Source organism: Streptomyces sp. LMG1-1-1.1 (genome assembly GCF_040815545.1).
In the GTDB taxonomy this organism is placed as follows: domain Bacteria; phylum Actinomycetota; class Actinomycetes; order Streptomycetales; family Streptomycetaceae; genus Streptomyces.
In genome coordinates, this window is record NZ_JBFPNH010000017.1 from 85,530 (window position 1) to 106,262 (window position 20,733).

18 protein-coding genes are annotated in these 20,733 nt (G+C 72.2%); 7 read left to right on the forward strand and 11 right to left on the reverse strand.

Features of this window, described 5'->3' with window-relative positions; translation table 11 throughout:
• Positions 1-36: 36 nt before the first annotated feature.
• The 3 genes from MRBLMG1_RS08430 to MRBLMG1_RS08440 all read right to left on the reverse strand — a co-directional run bounded on the left by MRBLMG1_RS08430 (position 37) and on the right by MRBLMG1_RS08440 (position 3,628).
• Positions 37-714, reverse strand: coding sequence for a hypothetical protein (locus MRBLMG1_RS08430; RefSeq protein ID WP_367822294.1), 678 nt, complete (start codon positions 712-714; stop codon positions 37-39).
• Positions 715-875: 161 nt separating this feature from the next.
• The gene (locus tag MRBLMG1_RS08435; RefSeq protein ID WP_414721513.1) at positions 876-2,237 is read right to left on the reverse strand and encodes a metallophosphoesterase; all 1,362 of its coding nucleotides are present in this window, start codon (positions 2,235-2,237) and stop codon (positions 876-878) included.
• Positions 2,238-2,521: 284 nt separating this feature from the next.
• Positions 2,522-3,628 (reverse strand): LacI family DNA-binding transcriptional regulator, encoded by a 1,107-nt coding sequence (locus MRBLMG1_RS08440; protein ID WP_033201421.1) that lies wholly within the window; start codon positions 3,626-3,628, stop codon positions 2,522-2,524.
• Positions 3,629-4,007: 379 nt separating this feature from the next.
• Here MRBLMG1_RS08440 and hisC point away from each other — a divergent pair, with 379 nt between their 5' ends.
• A complete protein-coding gene (hisC, locus tag MRBLMG1_RS08445; protein ID WP_367822296.1) occupies positions 4,008-5,105 on the forward strand; it encodes a histidinol-phosphate transaminase in 1,098 nt (365 codons plus the stop codon).
• Here the strand turns inward: hisC and MRBLMG1_RS08450 are convergent, their stop codons facing one another.
• Complete coding sequence (locus MRBLMG1_RS08450) at positions 5,106-5,486, reverse strand: cyclophilin-like fold protein (RefSeq protein ID WP_367822298.1); 381 nt, start codon at positions 5,484-5,486, stop codon at positions 5,106-5,108.
• A gap of 204 nt (positions 5,487-5,690) precedes the next feature.
• Between MRBLMG1_RS08450 and MRBLMG1_RS08455 the strand changes: the two genes are divergently transcribed.
• Genes MRBLMG1_RS08455 through MRBLMG1_RS08470 form a run of 4 tightly spaced genes read left to right on the forward strand, consistent with a single transcriptional unit; the run spans position 5,691 to position 13,564 of the window.
• On the forward strand, positions 5,691-7,199 hold the full coding sequence (locus tag MRBLMG1_RS08455; RefSeq protein ID WP_367822300.1) for a cytochrome ubiquinol oxidase subunit I: 1,509 nt from the start codon (positions 5,691-5,693) through the stop codon (positions 7,197-7,199).
• Positions 7,200-7,217: 18 nt separating this feature from the next.
• On the forward strand, positions 7,218-8,219 hold the full coding sequence (gene cydB / locus MRBLMG1_RS08460; protein WP_367822303.1) for a cytochrome d ubiquinol oxidase subunit II: 1,002 nt from the start codon (positions 7,218-7,220) through the stop codon (positions 8,217-8,219).
• 15 nt (positions 8,220-8,234) lie between these two features.
• Positions 8,235-11,831 (forward strand): thiol reductant ABC exporter subunit CydD, encoded by a 3,597-nt coding sequence (gene cydD, locus MRBLMG1_RS08465; protein ID WP_367822305.1) that lies wholly within the window; start codon positions 8,235-8,237, stop codon positions 11,829-11,831.
• A 20-nt stretch (positions 11,832-11,851) separates the two neighbouring features.
• The gene (locus tag MRBLMG1_RS08470) at positions 11,852-13,564 is read left to right on the forward strand and encodes a GAF domain-containing sensor histidine kinase (RefSeq protein WP_367822306.1); all 1,713 of its coding nucleotides are present in this window, start codon (positions 11,852-11,854) and stop codon (positions 13,562-13,564) included.
• 105 nt (positions 13,565-13,669) lie between these two features.
• Here the strand turns inward: MRBLMG1_RS08470 and MRBLMG1_RS08475 are convergent, their stop codons facing one another.
• The 4 genes from MRBLMG1_RS08475 to MRBLMG1_RS08490 all read right to left on the reverse strand — a co-directional run bounded on the left by MRBLMG1_RS08475 (position 13,670) and on the right by MRBLMG1_RS08490 (position 17,130).
• Positions 13,670-14,554, reverse strand: coding sequence for a Cof-type HAD-IIB family hydrolase (locus MRBLMG1_RS08475; RefSeq protein WP_367822307.1), 885 nt, complete (start codon positions 14,552-14,554; stop codon positions 13,670-13,672).
• Between the two features lie 89 nt (positions 14,555-14,643).
• Positions 14,644-15,294 carry an NAD(P)-dependent oxidoreductase gene (locus MRBLMG1_RS08480; RefSeq protein WP_367822308.1) on the reverse strand — a complete coding sequence of 217 codons (651 nt, stop codon included), beginning with the start codon at positions 15,292-15,294 and terminating at the stop codon, positions 14,644-14,646.
• The gene (locus MRBLMG1_RS08485) at positions 15,291-16,394 is read right to left on the reverse strand and encodes an SGNH/GDSL hydrolase family protein (protein ID WP_367822310.1); all 1,104 of its coding nucleotides are present in this window, start codon (positions 16,392-16,394) and stop codon (positions 15,291-15,293) included. The genes MRBLMG1_RS08480 and MRBLMG1_RS08485 overlap by 4 nt, the downstream gene beginning before the upstream one ends.
• 1 nt (position 16,395) lies before the next feature.
• Positions 16,396-17,130, reverse strand: coding sequence for a hypothetical protein (locus MRBLMG1_RS08490; RefSeq protein WP_367822311.1), 735 nt, complete (start codon positions 17,128-17,130; stop codon positions 16,396-16,398).
• Between the two features lie 69 nt (positions 17,131-17,199).
• Between MRBLMG1_RS08490 and MRBLMG1_RS08495 the strand changes: the two genes are divergently transcribed.
• Positions 17,200-17,721: a MarR family winged helix-turn-helix transcriptional regulator gene (locus MRBLMG1_RS08495; RefSeq protein WP_367822313.1), complete on the forward strand. Its 522-nt coding sequence runs from the start codon at positions 17,200-17,202 to the stop codon at positions 17,719-17,721.
• Between the two features lie 395 nt (positions 17,722-18,116).
• Positions 18,117-18,398, forward strand: a complete 282-nt coding sequence (locus MRBLMG1_RS08500) for a hypothetical protein (RefSeq protein ID WP_367822315.1) — start codon at positions 18,117-18,119, stop codon at positions 18,396-18,398.
• Between the two features lie 107 nt (positions 18,399-18,505).
• Here MRBLMG1_RS08500 and MRBLMG1_RS08505 read toward each other — a convergent pair whose 3' ends face one another.
• The 3 genes from MRBLMG1_RS08505 to MRBLMG1_RS08515 all read right to left on the reverse strand — a co-directional run bounded on the left by MRBLMG1_RS08505 (position 18,506) and on the right by MRBLMG1_RS08515 (position 20,682).
• Positions 18,506-19,408, reverse strand: a complete 903-nt coding sequence (locus MRBLMG1_RS08505) for an LLM class flavin-dependent oxidoreductase (RefSeq protein WP_367822317.1) — start codon at positions 19,406-19,408, stop codon at positions 18,506-18,508.
• A gap of 112 nt (positions 19,409-19,520) precedes the next feature.
• On the reverse strand, positions 19,521-19,973 hold the full coding sequence (locus MRBLMG1_RS08510; protein ID WP_367822319.1) for a hypothetical protein: 453 nt from the start codon (positions 19,971-19,973) through the stop codon (positions 19,521-19,523).
• A gap of 151 nt (positions 19,974-20,124) precedes the next feature.
• Entirely contained in the window at positions 20,125-20,682 is a 558-nt protein-coding gene (locus MRBLMG1_RS08515) for an RNA 2'-phosphotransferase (protein ID WP_367822321.1), read from the reverse strand.
• Positions 20,683-20,733: the final 51 nt, after the last annotated feature.

The following is a 20,733-nucleotide window of genomic DNA, read 5'->3' on the forward strand; positions in this document are numbered from 1 at the left end:
GCGACCCCCGGGGGAGTCGCGGGCCGGTCCGTCGCGTCAGGCCGCGTCGTCCCAGGGGCCGGGCGGTCCGGCCGGGTCCGGCGGGGCGGTGGCGGCGAGGGCGTCACGGAGGAAGGGCAGGATGCCGCGTTCGAGGAGGGCGTGACGCCAGGCCTCGCGGGCGCGGCCGAGTTCGTCGTCCGGTGCGGCCGAGGCCGGTCCCACCTCGGTCGGGCTGTTGCGCAGGGCGGTCAGGAGGAGCCCGGCGGCCGCGCAGAGCAGCCCGCCCGCCGCGACGGAGCCGAAGACGAGACCGGCCGTCAGGAGCGTGGCGCCGAACGCGACGGTGGGGGCGACGGCGTGCAGGACCGCCCCGACCAGCAGGAAGATGACGGCGGCCGCGCCCGCGAGGACCGGCACCATGACGGTGACGATCGCGGCGACACCCGCGCCGGGACCGGGACGGTCGAGGTCGTACGGCGACGGCGTCCGGGTGCCGACGGCCGCGCGGTTCTGCTCGCGGACCTTGACGAAGTGGTCGTACTCGCTCGCCGCCGCGGTGGTGACCAGAGCGGTCGCGTTCAGCGTCATGGAGCGCAGCTGCGCGACCGTGAGCCGACTGCCGACTCCGGCGAGATCCGGACGTGCGTGGGCGGTGTTCAGTGCGTCGTCGAGGACCCGCTCGTACTCGGCGCGATCCTCGGTCATCAGGTGCGGAGCCACGTTCATGTGCATCCCCCGATGCTCCGTAGGCCCGGGATCAGCCGTGGGAAACGCTCGGCTGGGCGGAAACGGAGGAGAGCCTGCTACGGATGGACCCGATGGTATTGCGGCGACGCCACAGCCTGACAGGGTGTTTCCGGAATTCGACTTCCCCGGATGCGTAGGGTTATGCGTCAGCCGTTCAGGGGGAGTTGGACGACCAGTAGCTTTCCGGCCATGGTCACTCCGCCGTCCATGGCGATCGCGAGGCCGTCGGCGTACACGTGCGGTCCGTCGACGATCGGGCCTCCGCTTCCCTCGCCCTCCTCCGTGCCGACCTGGCCGAGGAGGTACGGGATCGGGCTGTGGCCGTGCACGATCCGGCGGCCGCCGTAGGTGCCGAGCAGCTCCTGCACGGCCTGGGCGCCGCCTTCGTCGCGGAAGGCGAAGCGCTTGGTGAACTTCCGGAAGACGTCCCAGACCTCGTCGGCGTCGTTCCGGTTGAGGATCTCGTGGACCGTGTCGTTGACGTCCTCGATGGTCTCGCCGTATTCGAGGTACGCGGTGGTGTCGGAGTGCACGAGGAGGTGGTCGTCCTCCCGCACCACGGCGTCGAGGCGGGACATCCACTGGAGGTGGACGTCCTGGAGGCGGTCCATGTCGTGCTTCTGGCCGCCGTTGAGCAGCCAGGCGGCCTGGAAGGTGGCCGTGCCCGCGCCGGAGCTGACGGGGGTGTCGCCGAAGCGCTTGGCCCCGATGAGGAGCAGCTCGTGGTTGCCCATGAGGGCCTTGCAGTAGCCGCCGGCGGCGGCGGCCTCCGCGGAGAGCCGCATGACGAGGTCGATGACACCGATGCCGTCGGGTCCGCGGTCGGTGAAGTCGCCGAGGAACCAGAGGCGGGCGTTGCCCGCGGACCAGCTGCCGTTCTCGTCGATGAGGCCCTGCGCGCGCAGGGCGGCGACGAGCTCGTCGAGGTAGCCGTGGACGTCGCCCACGACGAAGAGGGGGCCCGGGCCCTCGCCGTTGGCGGGGGCGGGTTCGGTCGCCGCCTCGGGCGTGACCGGCACCTGGAGGGTGTCGCCGCGGTGGATGACCGGGAGGTCGCGCTCGGTCGGCGTGTACCCCTCGGGCAGTTCGTCCTCGGGGAAGGCGTTGCCGGGGTGGCCGGTGGCGACGGAGACGATGGAGGAGCCGGTCGCTTCGGGGTACGCCGGGGCGAGGCGGCGGCCCAGCTGGAGCGTCGGGGCGGCGGGCATGGGCGCGGTGGGGGCCGGCGCCGGAGCCGCGGGGGTGAGCGGCACGGCCAGGATCGGCACGACCTCGACCGGCGCGGGTGCCACGGGCGGCACGGGCCCGGATGGTTCGGGCAGCCGGCGCTCGACGGGAGCGGGCTGCTCGCCGGCCGAGACCTCGGCCGGTGCGGGCACCGGCATCGGTTCCGCGGACGGCGGTTCGGCGGCGTGCCCCTGTACGGGCACCCGGGCGTACGGCGGTACGCGGAAGTCACGCAATGTCGCCGTGCGCACCACGGGATCCTGCCCGGCCCCCTGAGTCATCGACCCCTCCACCACCGTCGCGATGCCCTGCACATCGCGTCCCGGCCTGGTCGGGGTGGTCCACGATGTCGTGCGCCCATCATAGGAATGAGCGTCCTCCTGTGTGACGCACCAGGGGTGATGAATCCGGGTCCACTCCGGGTTCATCGGTTGTTTCGCCCGAATTGGGAAGGTCTAGTCCAGGGTTGAGGCCGGTGTGGTGTCCGGTTTCGCCGCCCCTGCCCACGGGCAGGGGCGGGGACGGCGGCCGCGTCGGCGTGCCGGGCGGGTCGGTCCTCGGCGGGTCAGTCCTTCGCGGGTGAGCGCGGCGGGCTGACCGTCGTGCGCGGCGAACGGCGCTGCGAGGAGGTGCGGATGATGAGTTCGGTCGGTATCACCTGCTCGACCGGGCCGTCGGTGTCGATCCCCTCGATGGCGTCGATGAGGAGCTGGACCACGGCCGTGCCGATGCGGCGCGGCTTGAGCGAGAGCGTCGTGATGGGCGGTTCGGTGGTGGCGTAGACGGTCGACTCGCTGCAGCAGACCAGCAGCAGGTCGTCCGGGACGCGCAGTCCGTAGCGGCGCGCGGCGGCCAGGAGGTCGGTCCCGTTGGGGTCGAAGAGGCCGTAGACGGCGTCGGGCCGGTCCGGGCGGGCGAGCAGCCGGTCGGCCGCGACGGCGCCCGCGCACGGATCGTGCGCCGGATAGGCCTCGTAGACGGGGTCCTGGCCCACCCGCTCGCACCAGTTCAGGTACGCGGTGGTGGACAGGCGGGTGTACGTGTCGGTGGTGGTTCCGGTGAGGAGGCCGATGCGGCGGGCGCCGGCGTCGGCGAGGTGGTCGAGCAGGTCGAGGACGGCGGCTTCGTGGTCGTTGTCGACCCAGGCGGTGACCGGAAGGGTGCCGGCGGGGCGTCCGTCGGAGACGACGGGCAGGCCCTGGCGGACCAGTTCGGTGACGACCGGGTCGTGGTCGGAGGGGTCGATGACGACGGTGCCGTCGAGGGCGACGTTCGACCAGACGTCATGGCGGGAGGTGGCGGGGAGGATGACCAGGGCGTAGCCCCGGGCGAGTGCTGCCGATGTGGCGGCTCTGGCCATCTCCGCGAAGTACGCGAATTCGGTGAAGGTGAAAGGTTCATCCCCGTACGTCGTCACGGTCAGGCCGATGAGTCCCGATTTGCCCGTACGGAGTGTGCGGGCCGCCGCGGATGGGCGGTAGCCCAGCCGGTCGGCGACCTCGCGCACGTGGCGGCGGGTGGCGTCCGGGAGTCGGCCCTTGCCGTTGAGCGCGTCGGAGACAGTCGTGATGGAGACCCCGGCGGCGGCGGCGACGTCCCGGATGCCCGCGCGGCCCTGCCGGCTTCCCCGGGTCTGTGCCCGGCTCACCTGGTGCTTCCCTGCTGCTGTCATGGCGAGCCGATAGTAGGGCGATGAGGGTCGGTGGCGACGGTCGCATATGCACGCGTTGACAGGCACGTTTCTGCATGATCGAAAAACATCAAGAGACATGTAATCAAAGGCAGTTCAGGACTTCACCATGAGACCTGTGGTTGTCGAACGGTGTACGCCTGGTGAGGGGGTGAGGTCTCGAAGAGGTCTCAACTCACCTCTACGGGGGATGCGCGCCACGGCGCCCGCCACCGGCGCGCGCCACCCTTCTGCACGCCCCCCGTCGGTCGGCGCGTTTCCACAGCGTGTCCCTCCTGTTGTCCACAGGCCATTCGCAGCGGGCGCGAATCCTCTTAAGGTGAGGAGTATTGGCGGTACGGACGGTCGAGGAGGCCACACAGTGAGCGAGACCAGCGGGACGAGCAAGGGCAGCCCGAGGCTGCGGGCCGAGCTGGACGGCGTCCCCACCTACAAGCCGGGCAAGCCGGCCGCCGCGGGCGGTCCGGTGGCCTTCAAGCTGTCCTCCAACGAGAACCCCTACCCGCCGCTGCCGGGGGTCATGGAGACCACGCTCGCGGCCGCCGCGAACTTCAACCGCTACCCGGACATGGCCTGCACCGGCCTGATGGAGGAGCTGGCCGACCGCTTCGGCGTGCCCGTCTCCCACCTGGCCACCGGCACCGGCTCGGTCGGCGTCGCGCAGTCCCTCCTCCAGGCCACCTCGGGCCCGGGCGACGAGGTCATCTACGCCTGGCGCTCCTTCGAGGCGTACCCGATCATCACGCAGATCAGCGGCGCCACCTCGGTGCAGGTGCCGCTGACCGAGGGCGAGGTGCACGACCTCGACGCGATGGCGGAGGCGATCACCGACCGGACCCGGCTGATCTTCGTCTGCAACCCGAACAACCCCACCGGCACCGCGGTCCGCCGCGCGGAGCTGGAGCGCTTCCTCGACCGGGTGCCGTCCGACGTCCTGGTCGTGATCGACGAGGCGTACCGCGAGTTCGTCCGCGACGCCGACATCCCGGACGGCATCGAGCTGTACCGCGACCGGCCCAACGTCGCCGTGCTGCGCACCTTCTCGAAGGCGTACGGCCTGGCGGGGCTGCGGGTCGGCTTCGCGGTCGCCCACGAGCCGGTGGCGGCGGCGCTGCGCAAGACGGCGGTGCCGTTCGGGGTGAGCCAGCTGGCGCAGGACGCGGCGGTGGCCTCGCTGCGGGCCGAGGACGAACTGCTGGGGCGGGTCGGCTCGTTGGTGGCCGAGCGCGAGCGGGTCCACGCCGGGCTCGTGGCCCAGGGCTGGACCGTGCCGGACACCCAGGCGAACTTCGTCTGGCTGCGGCTCGGTGAGCGCACGGTGGACTTCGCGGCGGAGTGCGAGCGGCACGGTGTGGTGGTGCGGCCGTTCGCGGGCGAGGGCGTGCGCGTCACGATCGGTGAGACCGAGGCGAACGACCTGTTCCTGAAGGTGGCGGAGGGCTTCCGCAAGGAGGGCTGATCAGCCGCCGACGAGCTCCACGCGGATCGGGTCGCCGTCCCTGACGGTGGCCAGGATCCGCGGGTCGCCGTCGAGCGAGCCCAGCAGGTTGCAGGGGCTCGCGAGGCGGCATTCCCCACCCCGGGAGATCGGGGTCGGGCCGTAGGGGAGGGCGAGGGCGTCGCCGTCCGTCCAGAAGGCCACCGTGCCGGGGTCGACGACCTGGCGTGCGCCGTCCTCGACGGGGACGGAGACCGGGGTGTCGAAGTAGACCTCCTCACCCCAGGTCCGTGCGGTGGAGGAGATCGGGAGGGCTCCCGCGAGCGTCGTGCTCGTGGGGGTGTCCTCCAGGGTGGCCGTGGTGTGTCCGGCCGGCCAGACGATGCGTATCCGAAGGGTCATGACCCGGATTCAACAATATGTTGAAGGTCCTGGGAAGAGGTGACCTTCGGTGGGGGGACCCCGACTGAAGGTATGGATTTCGTATGAGCAATAATGCTTGTGAATGTGAACGCGTTCACAAGCGTGTCCTGGTTCGTCCCCTATTCAGTGGGATCACCGGGGCAAACTGCCGATGTGACCACGGCGATGTAAGGAGAAAACGACGTGGACCTCGCTCTTGCGCCAGAGACTCTGGCGCGCTGGCAGTTCGGCATCACCACCGTCTACCACTTCCTCTTCGTCCCCCTGACGATCTCCCTCGCCGCCCTCACCGCCGGTCTCCAGACCGCCTGGGTGCGGACCGAGAAGGAGAAGTACCTCAGGGCGACGAAGTTCTGGGGCAAGCTCTTCCTGATCAACATCGCCATGGGAGTCGTCACCGGCATCGTGCAGGAGTTCCAGTTCGGCATGAACTGGTCCGACTACTCGCGCTTCGTCGGCGACATCTTCGGCGCCCCGCTCGCCTTCGAGGCGCTCATCGCCTTCTTCTTCGAATCGACCTTCATCGGTCTGTGGATCTTCGGCTGGGACAAGCTCCCGAAGAGGGTCCACCTCGCCTGCATCTGGATGGTGTCGATCGGCACCGTCCTGTCCGCGTACTTCATCCTGGCGGCCAACTCCTGGATGCAGCACCCCGTGGGCTACCGCATCAACGCGGAGCGCGGGCGCGCGGAGCTCACCGACTTCTGGCTGGTGCTCACCCAGAACACCGCCCTCACCCAGTTCTTCCACACGATCACGGCGGCCTTCCTGGTCGGCGGCGCGTTCATGGTCGGCATCTCCGCCTTCCACCTGGCGCGGAAGAAGCACATCCCGGTGATGCGGACCTCGCTGCGGCTCGGCCTGATCACCCTGATCATCGCCGGCCTCGGCACCGCCATCAGCGGCGACCTGCTCGGCAAGGTCATGTTCAAGCAGCAGCCCATGAAGATGGCCGCCGCCGAGGCGCTCTGGGACGGCGAGGCGCCCGCACCCTTCTCGATCTTCGCCTACGGCGACGTCGAGCAGGGCCACAACAAGGTCGCCATAGAGATCCCCGGTCTGCTCTCGTTCCTCGCGAACGACGACTTCTCCTCGTACGTCCCCGGCATCAACGACGTCAACAAGTCCGAGCAGGAGAAGTTCGGGCCCGGCGACTACCGGCCCAACATCCCCGTCGCGTACTGGGGCTTCCGCTGGATGATCGGCTTCGGCATGGCCTCGCTGGGCATCGGCATGCTCGGCCTCTGGCTGACCCGGAAGAAGTTCATGCTGGCGCCCGGCCTGAGGACCGGTGAGGACGAGGTGCCGAACCTGGTCCTGTTCAAGCGGAAGGCGCTCAGCCCCCGCCTGGGCAAGTGGTACTGGATCATCGCCCTCTGGACCATGGCGTTCCCCCTGATCGCCAACTCCTGGGGCTGGATCTTCACCGAGATGGGCCGCCAGCCCTGGGTCGTCTACGGCGTGCTGCGCACCCGGGACGCGGTCTCCCCCGGGGTCTCCCAGGGCGAGGTGCTCACCTCGATGATCGTCTTCACGGCCCTCTACGCGATCCTCGCCGTCATCGAGGTCAAGCTCCTCGTGAAGTACATCAAGGCGGGCCCGCCGGAGCTCACCGACGACGACCTCAACCCGCCCACCAAGATCGGCGGGGACTCTCGTGACCCCGACCGCCCCATGGCCTTCTCGTACTGAGGCTCAGGAGAACGAGGCATGGAACTCCACGACGTCTGGTTCGTACTCATCGCCGTCCTCTGGATCGGCTACTTCTTCCTCGAAGGCTTCGACTTCGGGGTCGGCGTCCTGACCAAGCTGCTCGCCCGCGACCGGGTCGAGAAGCGGGTCCTCATCAACACGATCGGGCCCGTCTGGGACGGGAACGAGGTGTGGCTGCTGACCGCCGGCGGCGCGACCTTCGCCGCGTTCCCCGAGTGGTACGCGACGCTGTTCTCCGGCTTCTACCTGCCGCTGCTGATCATCCTGGTCTGCCTGATCATCCGAGGCGTCGCCTTCGAGTACCGGGCGAAGCGGCCGGAGGAGAACTGGCAGCGCAACTGGGAGCAGGCGATCTTCTGGACCTCGCTGATCCCGGCGATCCTCTGGGGCGTGGCCTTCGGCAACATCGTCCGGGGCGTGAAGATCGACGCGGAGATGGAGTACGTCGGCACCTTCTGGGACCTGCTCAACCCGTACGCGCTCCTCGGCGGTCTGGTAACCCTCACCCTCTTCACCTTCCACGGCGCGGTCTTCGCCTCGCTGAAGACGGTGGGAGACATCCGGGGCCGAGCGCGGGCGCTCGCGTTCAAGCTGGGCCTGGTGACGGCGGTGCTCGCACTGGTCTTCCTGATCTGGACCCAGGTCGACACGGGAGACGGCTGGAGCCTGGCGGCGATGCTGGTCGCCGTGGTGTCCCTCGTCGGCGCGATCGGTGCGATCAAGGCGGGCCGTGAGGGCTGGTCCTTCGCGCTCTCGGGTGTGACGATCGCCGCCGCCGTGGCGATGCTCTTCCTCGCGCTCTTCCCGAACGTCATGCCGTCTTCGCTCGACCCCGAGTGGAGCCTTACCGTGACGAACGCGTCGTCGAGCCCGTACACGCTCAAGATCATGACCTGGTGCGCGGCGATCGCGACCCCGCTGGTGCTGCTCTACCAGAGCTGGACCTACTGGGTGTTCCGTAAGCGCATCGGTACGCAGCACATCGCCGACGCTCACTAGAGGGGCATGTTTCACGTGAAACCGATCGATCCGCGCCTGCTCCGGTACGCCCGGGCCACCCGTCTCTTCCTGATCGCGGTGGTCGTCCTCGGCCTCGTCGGGGCGGCGCTGGTCGTCGCCCAGGCGATGCTCATCGCCGAGATCGTGGTGGGGTCCTTCCAGAAGGGCCAGTCGGTTTCCGCCCTGACCACCCCCCTGCTGCTGCTCGCGGGCGTCGCGGTGGCACGGGGGCTGGTCTCCTGGCTGACCGAGCTCGCCGCCCACCGGGCGAGCGCGGCGGTCAAGTCCGAACTCCGCGGCCGGCTGCTCGGCCGGGCGGCCGCGCTCGGTCCCGGGTGGCTGAGCGGCCAGAAGACCGGTTCGCTGATCGCGCTCGCGACGCGGGGAGTGGACGCGCTCGACGACTACTTCGCCCGCTATCTGCCGCAGCTGGGGCTCGCGGTGGTGGTGCCGGTGGCGGTGCTGGCCCGGATCGTCACCGAGGACTGGGTCTCGGCGGCGATCATCGTCGTCACCCTGCCGCTCATCCCGATCTTCATGATCCTCATCGGCTGGTACACCCAGGCCCGGATGGACCGGCAGTGGAAGCTGCTCTCCCGGCTCTCCGGGCACTTCCTGGACGTGGTGGCCGGTCTCCCCACGCTCAAGATCTTCGGCCGGGCCAAGGCCCAGGCCGAGTCGATCCGTGCGATCACCTCGGAGTACCGCCAGGCGACGATGCGCACGCTGCGGATCGCCTTCCTCTCCTCCTTCGCCCTGGAACTCCTCGCCACGCTGTCGGTCGCCCTCGTCGCCGTGACCATCGGCATGCGACTGGTCCACGGCGAACTCGACCTCTACACCGGTCTCGTCATCCTCATCCTGGCCCCCGAGGCGTACCTCCCGCTGCGGCAGGTGGGCGCCCAGTTCCACGCGGCGGCCGAGGGGCTCGCGGCGGCGGAGGAGATCTTCGACGTCCTGGAGCAGCCGGTACGTGACGGCGGCACGGCGCCGGTGCCGGACGTCCTGCGGCTCGCGCTCGACCGGGTGACGGTACGCCACGAAGGGCGCGCCGAACCCTCGCTCGACGCGGCGACGCTGACGGTCGAGCCCGGTGAGACGGTCGCCCTGGTCGGACCCAGCGGCGTCGGGAAGTCCACGCTCCTCGACGTGGTGCTGGGCTTCGCGGTGCCCGAGGAGGGCGGTTCGGTACGGGTCGGCGGCGAGGACCTCGCGGCGCTCGACCTGGAGGCCTGGCGGTCGCGGATCGCGTGGGTGCCGCAGCGCCCGTACCTCTTCGCGGGGACGGTCGCCGAGAACGTGCGGCTGGCCCGCCCGGACGCCTCCGACGAGGCGGTACGGGAGGCACTGCGGGACGCCGGGGCCGACGGGTTCGTCACGGGGCTGCCCCAGGGGCTCGACACGGTCCTCGGCGAGGACGGCACGGGACTCTCGGCCGGCCAGCGGCAACGGCTCGCACTCGCCCGGGCGTTCCTGGCGGACCGGCCGCTCCTACTGCTCGACGAGCCGACGGCGGCGCTGGACGGTGACACGGAGGCGGGTGTCGTCGACGCGGTCCGGCGGCTGGCGGCAGGGCGGACGGTGCTGCTGGTCGTGCACCGGCCGGCGCTGCTCGCGGTCGCGGACCGGGTGGTGACGGTGGGCGCCGGGGCCGACGCCACCGGTGGCACGGGTGCCGGCACGACGGACGGCGGGATCGCCGTCCAGGCGCGCCCCGCCCTTCCGGCGGCGGACGCGATGCCCGCGGCCGGTGCGGTGGATGCGGCGCCCGCGGCCGGGGCGGTGGACGCGACGCCGTCCGCCCGTCAGCCGGTGCTCGCGCGGGTCCGGGGCATGGCGGGGGAGCTCAAGGGGCGCATGGCGCTCGCCCTGCTGCTCGGCAGCCTCGCCCTCGGATCCGCGGTCGGCCTCATGGCCGTCTCCGGCTGGCTCATCTCCCGCGCATCCGAACAGCCCCCCGTGCTCTATCTGATGGTCGCCGTCACCGCCACGCGCGCGTTCGGCATCGGCCGGGCCGTGTTCCGGTACGCCGAGCGGCTCGTCTCGCACGACGCCGTGCTCCGGATGCTCGCCGAGCTGCGGGTCTCCGTCTACCGGGGCCTGGAGCGGATCGCCCCGGCCGGGCTGCGCCGCACCCGGCGCGGAGACCTGCTCGCCCGGCTCGTCCACGACGTCGACGCGCTCCAGGACTACTGGCTGCGCTGGCTGCTCCCGGTCGGCGCGGCGCTCGTCGTGGGCGTCGCCTCCGCCGGATTCACCGCCTGGCTGCTGCCCGAGGCCGGCGCCGTCCTCGCCGTGGGCCTGCTCGTCGCGGGCGTCGCCGTGCCGGCGGCCGGCGGAGCCCTCGCCCGCCGGGCCGAACGCCGGCTCTCCCCCGCCCGCGGCACCCTGGCGACCGCCGTGGCCGACCTGCTGCGCGGCTGCGCCGAGCTGACGGTGGCCGGTGCGCTGAGGGGCCGGATCGACCGCACCCGCGACGCCGACCGCACCCTCACCGGTATCGCCTCCCGGCAGGCCGCGGCCACCGCGCTCGGCGCCGGGCTCTCGGCCGTCGTCTGCGGGCTCACGGTCGTGGCCGCCGCGCTCGTCGGAGTCCAGGGCGTGCGGGACGGGCGGCTCGACGGGGTGGCCCTCGCCGTGGTCGTCCTGACGCCGCTCGCCGCCTTCGAGGCCGTCACCGGACTGCCGCTCGCCGTGCAGTACCGCCAGCGCGTCAAGCACAGTGCCGAGCGGATCTTCGAGGTGCTCGACACCCCCGTCCCCGTACACGAACCGGCGCGGCCCGCGACTCCCCCGGCGAGCCCGTTCCCGCTGGAACTCGACGGGCTCTCGGCCCGGTACGCCGGACAGGACCGGGCGGCACTCGCCGACTTCCGGCTCACCCTGGACGCCGGGCGCCGGATCGCCGTCGTCGGCGCCTCCGGCTCCGGCAAGACCACGCTCGCCCAGGTGCTGCTGCGGTTCCTCGACCCGGAGCACGGCACGTACCGGCTGGGCGGGGTGACGGCGGGGGAACTCGACGGCGACGCGGTCCGGCGCCTGGTCGGCCTCTGCGCCCAGGACGCCCACCTCTTCGACAGCTCCGTCCGCGAGAACCTGCGGCTCGCCCGCACCGGGGCGGACGACGACGAGCTCCGCGAGGCGCTGCGCCGCGCCCGGCTCCTCGACTGGGTGGACGGGCTGCCCGCCGGGCTCGACACCCTCGTGGGCGAGCACGGCTCCCGGATCTCCGGCGGCCAGCGCCAGCGCCTCGCGCTCGCGCGGGCCCTCCTGGCCGACTTCCCCGTCCTCGTCCTCGACGAGCCGGCCGAGCACCTCGACCTGGCCACCGCCGACGCGCTCACCGACGATCTGCTCAGGGCCACCGAAGGCCGTACGACCGTCCTCATCACCCACCGCTTGCACGGCCTCGAAGCCGTCGACGAGGTGATCGTCCTCGACGAGGGCCGGACCGTGCAGCGCGGCCCGTACGCGGAGCTGGCCGCGGCGGACGGCCCGCTGCGACGGATGCTGGAGCAGGAGCGGCAGACGGATCTGCTGGCGGTGGGAGCGGGCGCTGCCGGCCTGGGGGCGGGCGGCGGAGAGGATCGGCCGACTTTTCTCGCCAAATAGGACTTACTAGGCTCAAGCCCATGACCGCCGCAGAGTCCGACGCCCCGGACCCCCTGGAAGCAGCCACCCAGGCCACCCGCAGCCTCCAGGGACTGTCCACGGAGCTCACCGCCCGTGTGCCGCAGCTCCTGGAGGCCATGCGCTCGGTCGGTACCGGGCTCGAACTCCACTCCACCCTCGACCGCATCTGCGAGACCGCCGCCGAGCTCGCCGACGCCCGTTACGCGGCGATCGGCGTCGTCGACGACGAGGGCGAGGGACTGTCCGACTTCGTCACCTTCGGCGTCGACGAGGACACGGCCCGCCGGATCGGCCGCCGCCCCGACGGACACGCGGGACTGCTCGGCGCGCTGATCCGCGACCCGCAGACCATCCGCCTCGCCGATCTGTCCACCGATCCCCGCGCGGCCGGATTCCCGCCGGGCCATCCGCCGATGCGGACCTTCCTCGGCGTCCCCATCCGGGTGCAGGGCGAGATCTTCGGCAATCTGTACCTCGCCGAGAAGCACGGCGGCGGCGAGTTCACCGAGTACGACGTCCACATGGTCCGGGTGCTCGCCACCGAGGCGGGTATCGCCATCGGCAACGCCCGCCTCTACGAGGCCGCCCGGCAGCGCGAGCGGTGGATCGACGGCTCGGTCGCCGTCACCACCGCGCTGCTCTCCGGCGGCGACGCCGACGACGCCCTCACCGTCGTCGCCGAACAGGCCCGGCGGCTCGCCGACGCGGACGCCGGGATCGTGCTCCTGCCCGCCGAGGAGGGCGGCCTGGAGATCGTCGCCGTCTCCTCGCCCCGGACCACCAAGTCGCTCGGCGTGGTGATCCCGCCCGAGAGCGCCGTGGTCAAGGAACTCCTGGAGGGCGAGGCGGTCTTCATCGCGGACGCCTCGACGGACCCGCGCATGATCAGCCGGCTGACCTCCGCGTACGGGCCCAGCATGATGCTGCCGCTGCAGAGCGGCGGGCGGGTCCTCGGGGCGCTCGCCACGCCCCGTGCCCGGGGTGCCCGCCAGTTCACCGAGGCGGAGCGGACGCTCGCCACCCAGTTCGCCTCGCAGGCCGCGCTCGCCCTGATGATGGCCGACGCCCAGCGGGACCGGGAGCGCCTCGCCGTGTACGAGGACCGCGACCGGATCGCCCGTGACCTGCACGACCTGGTCATCCAGCGGCTCTTCGCCACCGGGATGATGCTGGAGAGCGCCCAGCGCAGGTCGATCGTGCCGGCCGTACGCGAGGGCGTGGGCAAGGCCGTCGACGAGCTGGACGTGACGATCCAGGAGATCCGCACCGCGATCTTCGCGTTGCAGCAGGGCCCCGCCGAAGCACCGTCGGGACTGCGCACCCGCGTCCTGCGGGAGATCAACATGGCGGCCGTGCCGCTCGGCTTCAAGCCCGCGCACCGCTTCCTCGGCGCGATCGACTCGACGGTCGGCGAACTGACCGGCAAGAACCTCGTCGCCGCCCTGCGCGAGGCGCTCTCCAACGCCTTCCGGCACGCCGAGGCGGACCGGATCGAGGTCGTCGTCGACGCCAACGCCACCCTTGCCGACGGCACCGCGGGGGTGCGGCTCTCCGTCGCCGACGACGGCATCGGCATCCCGGCGGGCGGGCGCCGCAGCGGTCTGCGCAACCTGGCCCGGCGGGCCGAGTCCCTGGGCGGCGCCAGCTGGTGCGGGCCCGGTCTGGGGGAGGACGGCGGCGGTACGACGGTGGTGTGGGAGGCGCCGCTGTAGTCCCCGTACGGGCCGGTCCGCCGGAGGGTCAGCCCTGGAGGCCTCGTTCTGTGCGGTGCCGCCCCGCGGGGCGCCGTTCTACGCGGTGTCGTTCTGCGCGTGTCGTTACGCGGTGTGTGCGGGGCCGTTCTGGGTCGCGGTCAGCGCCTCGGCCACCAGCTGTTCGACGACGACGGCGACCCCGTCCTCGTTGTTGCCGACCGTGCGACCGGAGGCCGCGGTGATCACGTCGGGGTGGGCGTTGCCCATCGCGTACGAGCGGCCGGCCCAGGTCAGCATCTCGATGTCGTTCGGCATGTCGCCGAAGGCGACGACCTGGTCGGCGGTGATGCCGCGCTCGGCGCAGCACCGCGCGAGCGTGGAGGCCTTGGAGACGCCGAGCGCGCTGACCTCGATGAGCGCGGTGGGGCTGGAGCGAGTGAAGGACGCCAGGTCGCCGGCGGCCTCCCTGGCCACCGCGAGGAACACGTCGGGGTCGAGCTCGGGGTGCTGGGCGAGCAGCTTGAGCACGGGCGCCGCGGCGCCGGGCGCCTCCTCGAAGAGGAGCTTCTCGGCGGTGGCGACGGTGGCGCCGGGGTCGAGGAAGAACGGCGGGTACTGCGGCTCGTAGTGGATGCCGGTGGTGAGCTCGACGGCGAACGAGGTGCCAGGCGCGGCGGCGCGCAGTGCCGCGACCACGTCGAGGGCGACCGACCGCTCCAGCGGGCGGACCTCCACGAACGTGTTCTTCCCGTGGAGGTCCACGACGGCGGCGCCGTTCGCGCAGATCGCCAGGCCGTGCCCGTGGACGTGGTCGCTGACGACGTCCATCCAGCGTGCCGGCCGGCCGGTGACGAAGAAGACCTCGATTCCGGCCCGCTCGGCCGCGGCGAGGGCCGCGACCGTGCGCTCGGAGACGGACTTGTCGTCGCGCAGCAGGGTGCCGTCGAGGTCGGTGGCGATCAGCCGGGGCGCCGGCGCGGAAGGACGCGGGGAACGGGGAGAGGTCACCGCCCCATTCTTCCGCACCGGGCGCACGTGCGTGCGGGGAGCCGCACATATGAGTGGCCTGGTTTCGGACTGTCTGTGGCCGGTACGGCTCAGTACGCGACCTCCACGACGGCGCGGTGGGCGCGGTCGTCGTCGACGCGGGTCAGCAGGTAGTGCGCGAGATCGGCGCGGGAGAGGGACTTCGGCCGGTCCAGGTGACCGTTCTCGGCCGTGCGGTAGCTGCCGGTCAGCGGCCCGTCGGTGAGCATCGGGGGCCGTACCACCGTCCAGTCCGTGGCACCGGCGGACGCCGAGGCCATGAAGCTCTCCATCCGTGCCATGTCGGCGTAACCGTGCCGGTAGAGCCGCTGGACCACGTACCGGGTGACGAGGCGCTGCGGCAGCGGGACGTCGGGAGTGATCTCCAGTCCGGCCGAGGAGAGGCAGACCAGACGGCGCACTCCGGCGGAGCGCATCGCCTCGACGATGTTGCGGGTGCCCTCCGAGTAGACGATCGTCGGGTGCTTGCGGTCGGTGCTGCCGAGGCAGGAGAGGACGGCGTCGTGTCCGGGGACGGCCTGCCGCCACCCCTCCGGAGCCAGGACGTCGCCGGGCACGACGGTCAGCCGCGCCCCCGGGTCCGTGACCGGCAACAGGGCGGGGCGGCGGGCGACGGCGGTGACCTGGTGACCGGCCGCGAGGGCCTGGGCGAGGAGTTGCGCGCCGGTGCCGCCGGTCACGCCGAAGAGCAGCAGCTTCATGAGGTCGCCGCCACCGTCGCTGCGCCTGTTCCTGCGCCAGTACCTGTTCCTGCGCCTGCTCCTGCTCCTGCTCCTGCGTCCGTTCCTCTCTCCGCTCCCCTTTCCGCCCTCGTCTCCTTCGTCGCGCTCTCCGCCAGCGCGTCGACGAGGGCGATGGCGACCGCCCGCTGGCCTTCGAGCGTGAGGTGGATCCCGTCGTCGAGCTGCAGGCCGGCGGTGGCCTGCCGGGTGTCGACCGTGCGTTCCGGTCGGCCGAGGAGGAAGTCGGCGACGGCGTCGACGTCCTCGCTCGCCCAGCCGATCCCGGCGCGGCGGAAGTGCGGGTAGGCGTCGGCCCGTTCCTGGTCGATGGAGCTCGGAGTGAGCCAGATCCAGCGGTCCGGGGCGGTGTCACCGACATCCCCGACATCCCCGACGTTCGCGGCGGCTCCGGGGTCTCCGGCGGCTCCGGCGTCTCCGGTCCGGGCGCTCCCCCCGCCCAGTTCCCGCAGGGCGAGGAGGTTGCGGATGGTCTCCGCCTCGCTGACCAGCCGGGTGCCGGGTGCCCCCGGGCCGCGACCGAGTCGCTGGGCGTCGTTCGCGCCGAGCATGCACAGCACCCAGTCGGGGCGCAGGAAGGACAGTTGGGGGAGCTGGGCGAGGGCCTGGGAGGTGGTGAGGCCCGAGACCGCGAGGTTGACGAGCTCGACGCCGTCGGGGAGGAGGTGGCGCAGGATCGAGAACCACGAGAGACGGTCGGCGGTGGTGCTCTCGCCGAGGGCCACGATCCGCTGCCCGGGCCGGAAGGGCAGCCGGTCCGCCCGGTCGGCGAAGTCGGGGTCCTTCGTCAGCTCGGCGGCGGTGGCACGAGCCTGCTCGTCGAAGTCCCGCAGCAGCGCGCGGTAGGCGTCGGCGTCCAGGTCGAAGAGCCCGGCCAACCGTGCCTCGGGCAGCTCTCCCAGGTACCGCAGGGCCTTCTCGGGCTGCTGGAAGCGGACGAGCTTCTCGGTCAGATGCGGGGTGGGGGTCGCGGTCGGGGTCTCGGACGGGGTCGCGGGGGAGTTCTCGGTGGCGATCCCGGTCCTGCTCGCGGCCAGGGTCTCGGTCGGTTTCCCGGTCATGTCAGTGCTCCTTGCGGGTGCGGCGGCGGGGCAGCAGGAATCCGGCGGCGATCAGCCAGCCCAGGCAGGTGAAGCGGGCCAGCGGAAGCAGCAGGGCGGCGCCGTCGAAGAGCAGGGTGAGGGTGGCGAGTTCGGCGACGGCCGCGAGGGCGAGGCCGGTGACGGCCAGGGCGCGGGGCAGCAGGCCGGCGAGGAGGCCGGGGACGGCGATCCCGGCCACGAGCAGGCCGAGCGTCACGACGTGCCCGGGGCCGCCGGTGGCGAAGGCCAGGTACTGGAGGGCCCGGGTGAGGGCCGGGAGTTCGAGGACCTCCGGACGGGACAGGGTCCAGCTCACCAGGCCGCAGCAGGCGAGGAATCCGGCGGCGAGGAGGCCGCCGGCCAGGGCGATGGTCGCGCCGGGGGCGCGGACGCCGAGGCGGTGCAGCCGGGCCGAGACGGTGGCGGCGTAGACGGCCAGCGGGATCGAGGCCGCGAACTGGAGGGCGCCCGAGACCCGCACGGCGTCGGTGTGGGCGCGGAAGTACGCCACGATCTCGCCGCCGTCGCCGAAGGGCGAGGGGAACGGGTCGCCGCCGGCGAGCAGCGTGCCGAGGACGAGTGCGGCCAGGAACAGCGCGGTGAACACCACGGCCAGCACGCCCGGCGGCGGTCCTCCCTGGGGTTCCCGGGGCTCCCGGCGCTCGCGGGGCGTTCCGGTCGGATGGCGGGTGTCGGTCGGGCTCTCTGCAGACATGAGTCATGTCCGTTCTCTGAGGAGAATAGTTCACTGGAGAGAATCATTCTTGTCTCGTACCATAACCGGGTGAGTACCGACCGGCAACCAGACGAAGAACCCGGAGCGGCCGCCGCCGCGCCCCCGCGCTTCGGCGCGTTCCTGCTCGCCCAGCTCGGGGCCCACGCGGCCGGACGCTTCGGCGAACGGGTCGGCGAACTGGGCCTCGCACCGCCGGACGTCGGCCTGCTGCGGATGATCGCCATGGATCCGGGGCGCAGTCAGCGCTCCCTCGCCGTCGACCTCGGTGTCGTACCGAGCCGCGTCGTCGCGCTCATCGACAACCTGGAGCAGAAGGGGTTCGTGGAACGGCGTCGCAGCGCCGAGGACCGCCGCCATCACGAGCTGTACGTGTCCGAGGAGGGGCGCCGGGTCCTGGAACGGGTCCGGGAGGTGGCCGCGGCGCACGAGGACGACCTCTTCGCGGCGCTCGACCCGGAGGACCGGGTCCGGCTGACGGAGCTCCTCGGGCGGATCGCCGGGCAGCAGGGCCTCACTCCGGGCGTCCACCCGGGCTACCGCAACCTCCCGAAGCGCTCCGGCCGCCGCTGACCCGACGGCTTACCGGTCGCGCCTCGGTGTCGGGCTGTCCCGGTCGCGCCTCGGTGTCGGGCTGTCCCGGTCGCGCCTCGGTGTCGGGCTGTCCCGGTCGTGCCTCGGCGTCCGGCTGTCCCGGTCGCGCCTCGGCGTCCGGCTTACCGGTCGTGCCTCGGAGTACGGCTGTCCCTGTTGCCCCTCGGCGCACGGCTGTCCCGGGCACGCCAAGGCCCGGGCGGGTACGGATGTGGCCGTAAACGCCCGTTCGGTTCCGGGATGTGCGGGGAAGACCCTCAGGAGGCAGGGGAGCCGGCGGCGTTTCGGAGGGGTGGGGCATGGTCTCGGGTCGGCGGTCCGACGAGTGCGAGTCCTGTGGTGCGCCGTACGGCAGATGGATCGGGAGCCTCGGCATGGCCCTCTGCGGGGCCTGCGAGCGGGCCGACTCGGAGCAGCCCGTACGAGAACCGGTGCTGGTGGGGGACGTGCTGGCCGGTCTGGCGACCGCGGTGACGTTCGCGGCCGGCTCCGGCCGGGCCGTGCCGGACGGGGCCGCCGTGACGTTCGCGGCCCGCTCGGGCCGGGCCGTGCCGGACGCGCGGAACCCGTCCACCGGGACGCGCGACGGGTGCGGGGCCGGCGCCCCGGCGCGGACGGACGGCCGGCGGGCACCGGCCAGGGGGCGTCCGGCCTGATCGGCGGGACACCCCCTCGGGTTCAGCCCAGCACTCAGCCCAGCACTCAGCCCAAGATGCAGCCCAACATGCGGGCCCAGCACTCAGCCCAGCACTCGGCTCAGCATTCAGCCCAGCTGAGCCAGGGCTTCCGTGGCGATCTGCTCGAAGACGGCCTGGTCAGTGGCGAAGACGGAGTCCGCGATCGGCCAGTGGATCACGATCTCGGTGAAGCCGAGCTCACGGTGGCGTCCGGCGAAGTCGACGAAGGCGGCCACGGACTCCAGCGGACCGTTCCGGTCCGGGGTGAAGCCGGTCAGGAGGATCTTGTCCAGGTCGGCGACGTCCCGGCCGGCCTCGGCGCACGCCTTGCCGAGCTTGTCGATCTGGCCGCGCAGCGCCGCCACCGACTGCTCGGGGGTCCCCTCCTCGTACAGCTTCGGGTCGCCGGTCGTCACCCAGGCCTGCCCGTGGCGGGCGGCCAGTCGCAGGCCGCGCGGGCCGGTCGCCGCCACCGCGAACGGCAGCCGCGGGCGCTGGACGCAGCCGGGGATGTTCCGGGCCTCGTCCGCCGCGTAGAAGGTGCCGCGCTCCGTCACCACGTCCTCGGTGAGCAGCCGGTCGAGCAGGCCCACGAACTCGCCGAACCGGTCCGCCCGCTCCTTCGGGGTCCACGGCTCCTGGCCGAGCGCGGTGGCGTCGAAGCCGTTGCCGCCCGCCCCGATGCCGAGTGTGACCCGGCCGCCGGAGACGTCGTCCAGCGACATCAGTTCCTTGGCGAGCGTCACGGGGTGCCGGAAGTTCGGCGAGGTCACGAGCGTGCCGAGCCGGAGCCGCTCGGTGACCGCCGCCGCGGCGGTGAGGGTCGGCAGCGCACCGAACCAGGGGCCGTCGCGGAAGGTCCGCCAGGACAGGTGGTCGTAGGTGTAGGCGGTATGGAAGCCGAGGTCCTCGGCGTGCCGCCACTTCTGGCGGCCCCCCTCGTGCCAGCGGTCGACGGGAAGGATCACGGTGCTCAGGCGCAGGCTCATGCCCACGAGCCTACGGCGGTCCGCGTCCCCGCCGCCGTCCGCGGACCCCGCCGGCGGTCGGCCGGCCGCGGGTCGGCGCGTGGGCCGGCGCGCGGGCCGGCGCGCGGGCCGGTCAGCGGACGTTCTTGTTCATCCAGGCGGTGAGCGAGGTGCCGGGGACGTACTCCCTGTACGTCTCGTCGCCGGGCAGCGGCACGATCAGCCGCCAACCGGGCGGGAAGAAGCGGCCCTTCACATGGGCGAGGCCGCCGTGGACGGAGCGGAGGAAGGCGGGGACGGCATCGCGGGGCACGTCCGCGAACTCGATCCCCTCCACGATGATCTTGGCGTCGTCCTCGGGGAAGACCTGGACGGTGACGGAGGGCGAACCGCCCAGTTCGATGTAGGCCTCGTGCGGGAGGGACCCGTCCGGATCGAGCACGGCGAACGCGCCGGACGAGGTGCGCCGGGACGTCTGGTCCGCGCCGATGTCGTCGGTCACGGTCATCTCCAGGTTGAACTCCTGGGCGATCTCGCGGATCGCGGTGACGGCGGCCTCGGTGCTGGGCAGGTGCGGGTGTGCCATGACGATGATCATGCCGCATGGCTCATTCCGGGCGCGGGGTTGCCGGGGCAGGGCTCACCGCCCTGCAAAGCTCACGGCCCCGGCAGGGCTCACGGCCTCGGCAGGGCTCACGGCCCGGCAAGGCTTACGGCCCCGCCAAGGCGCACCCCCCTCACCCCGCGAAGCGCAGGAACTCCGGTGGGACGGCGTCGGCCAGCCAGACCCCGTTGGCGCTGACGCGGAAGACGTGTCCGGCCCGGTGCATGGCTCCGGCGTCCACGCTCAGGACGACGGGCCGGCCGCGGCGGGCGCCGACCCGGGTCGCGGTCTCCCGGTCGGGGGAGAGGTGCACGTGGTGGCGGGCCATGGGGCGCAGCCCCTCCGCCCGGATCGCGGGGAGTCGGTCCGCGACCGTACCGTGGTAGAGGTACGCGGGCGGTTCGGCGGCGGGCAGGTCCAGGTCCACCTCGACGGTGTGGCCCTGGCTGGCGCGGATGCGGGTGCCCTCGATCGCGAAGCGCTTCTTGTCGTTGGTCGCGACGACGTGGTCGAGCTCCTCGCGGGTGATCGGGAAGCCGTGCTCGGCGGCGGCCCCGAGGAGTGCGTCGATCTCCGTCCAGCCGTTCTCGTCGAGGGCGAGACCGATGCGCTCGGGCTGGTGACGCAGATGCTTGGAGAGGTACTTCGACACCTTCACGGTGCGTCGTTCGTCCCTCTGTTGTGAGGTCATCTCGTCAGGATGCCGGAGCCTGATTCGCCGGACCAATGAATTGAATCGTCC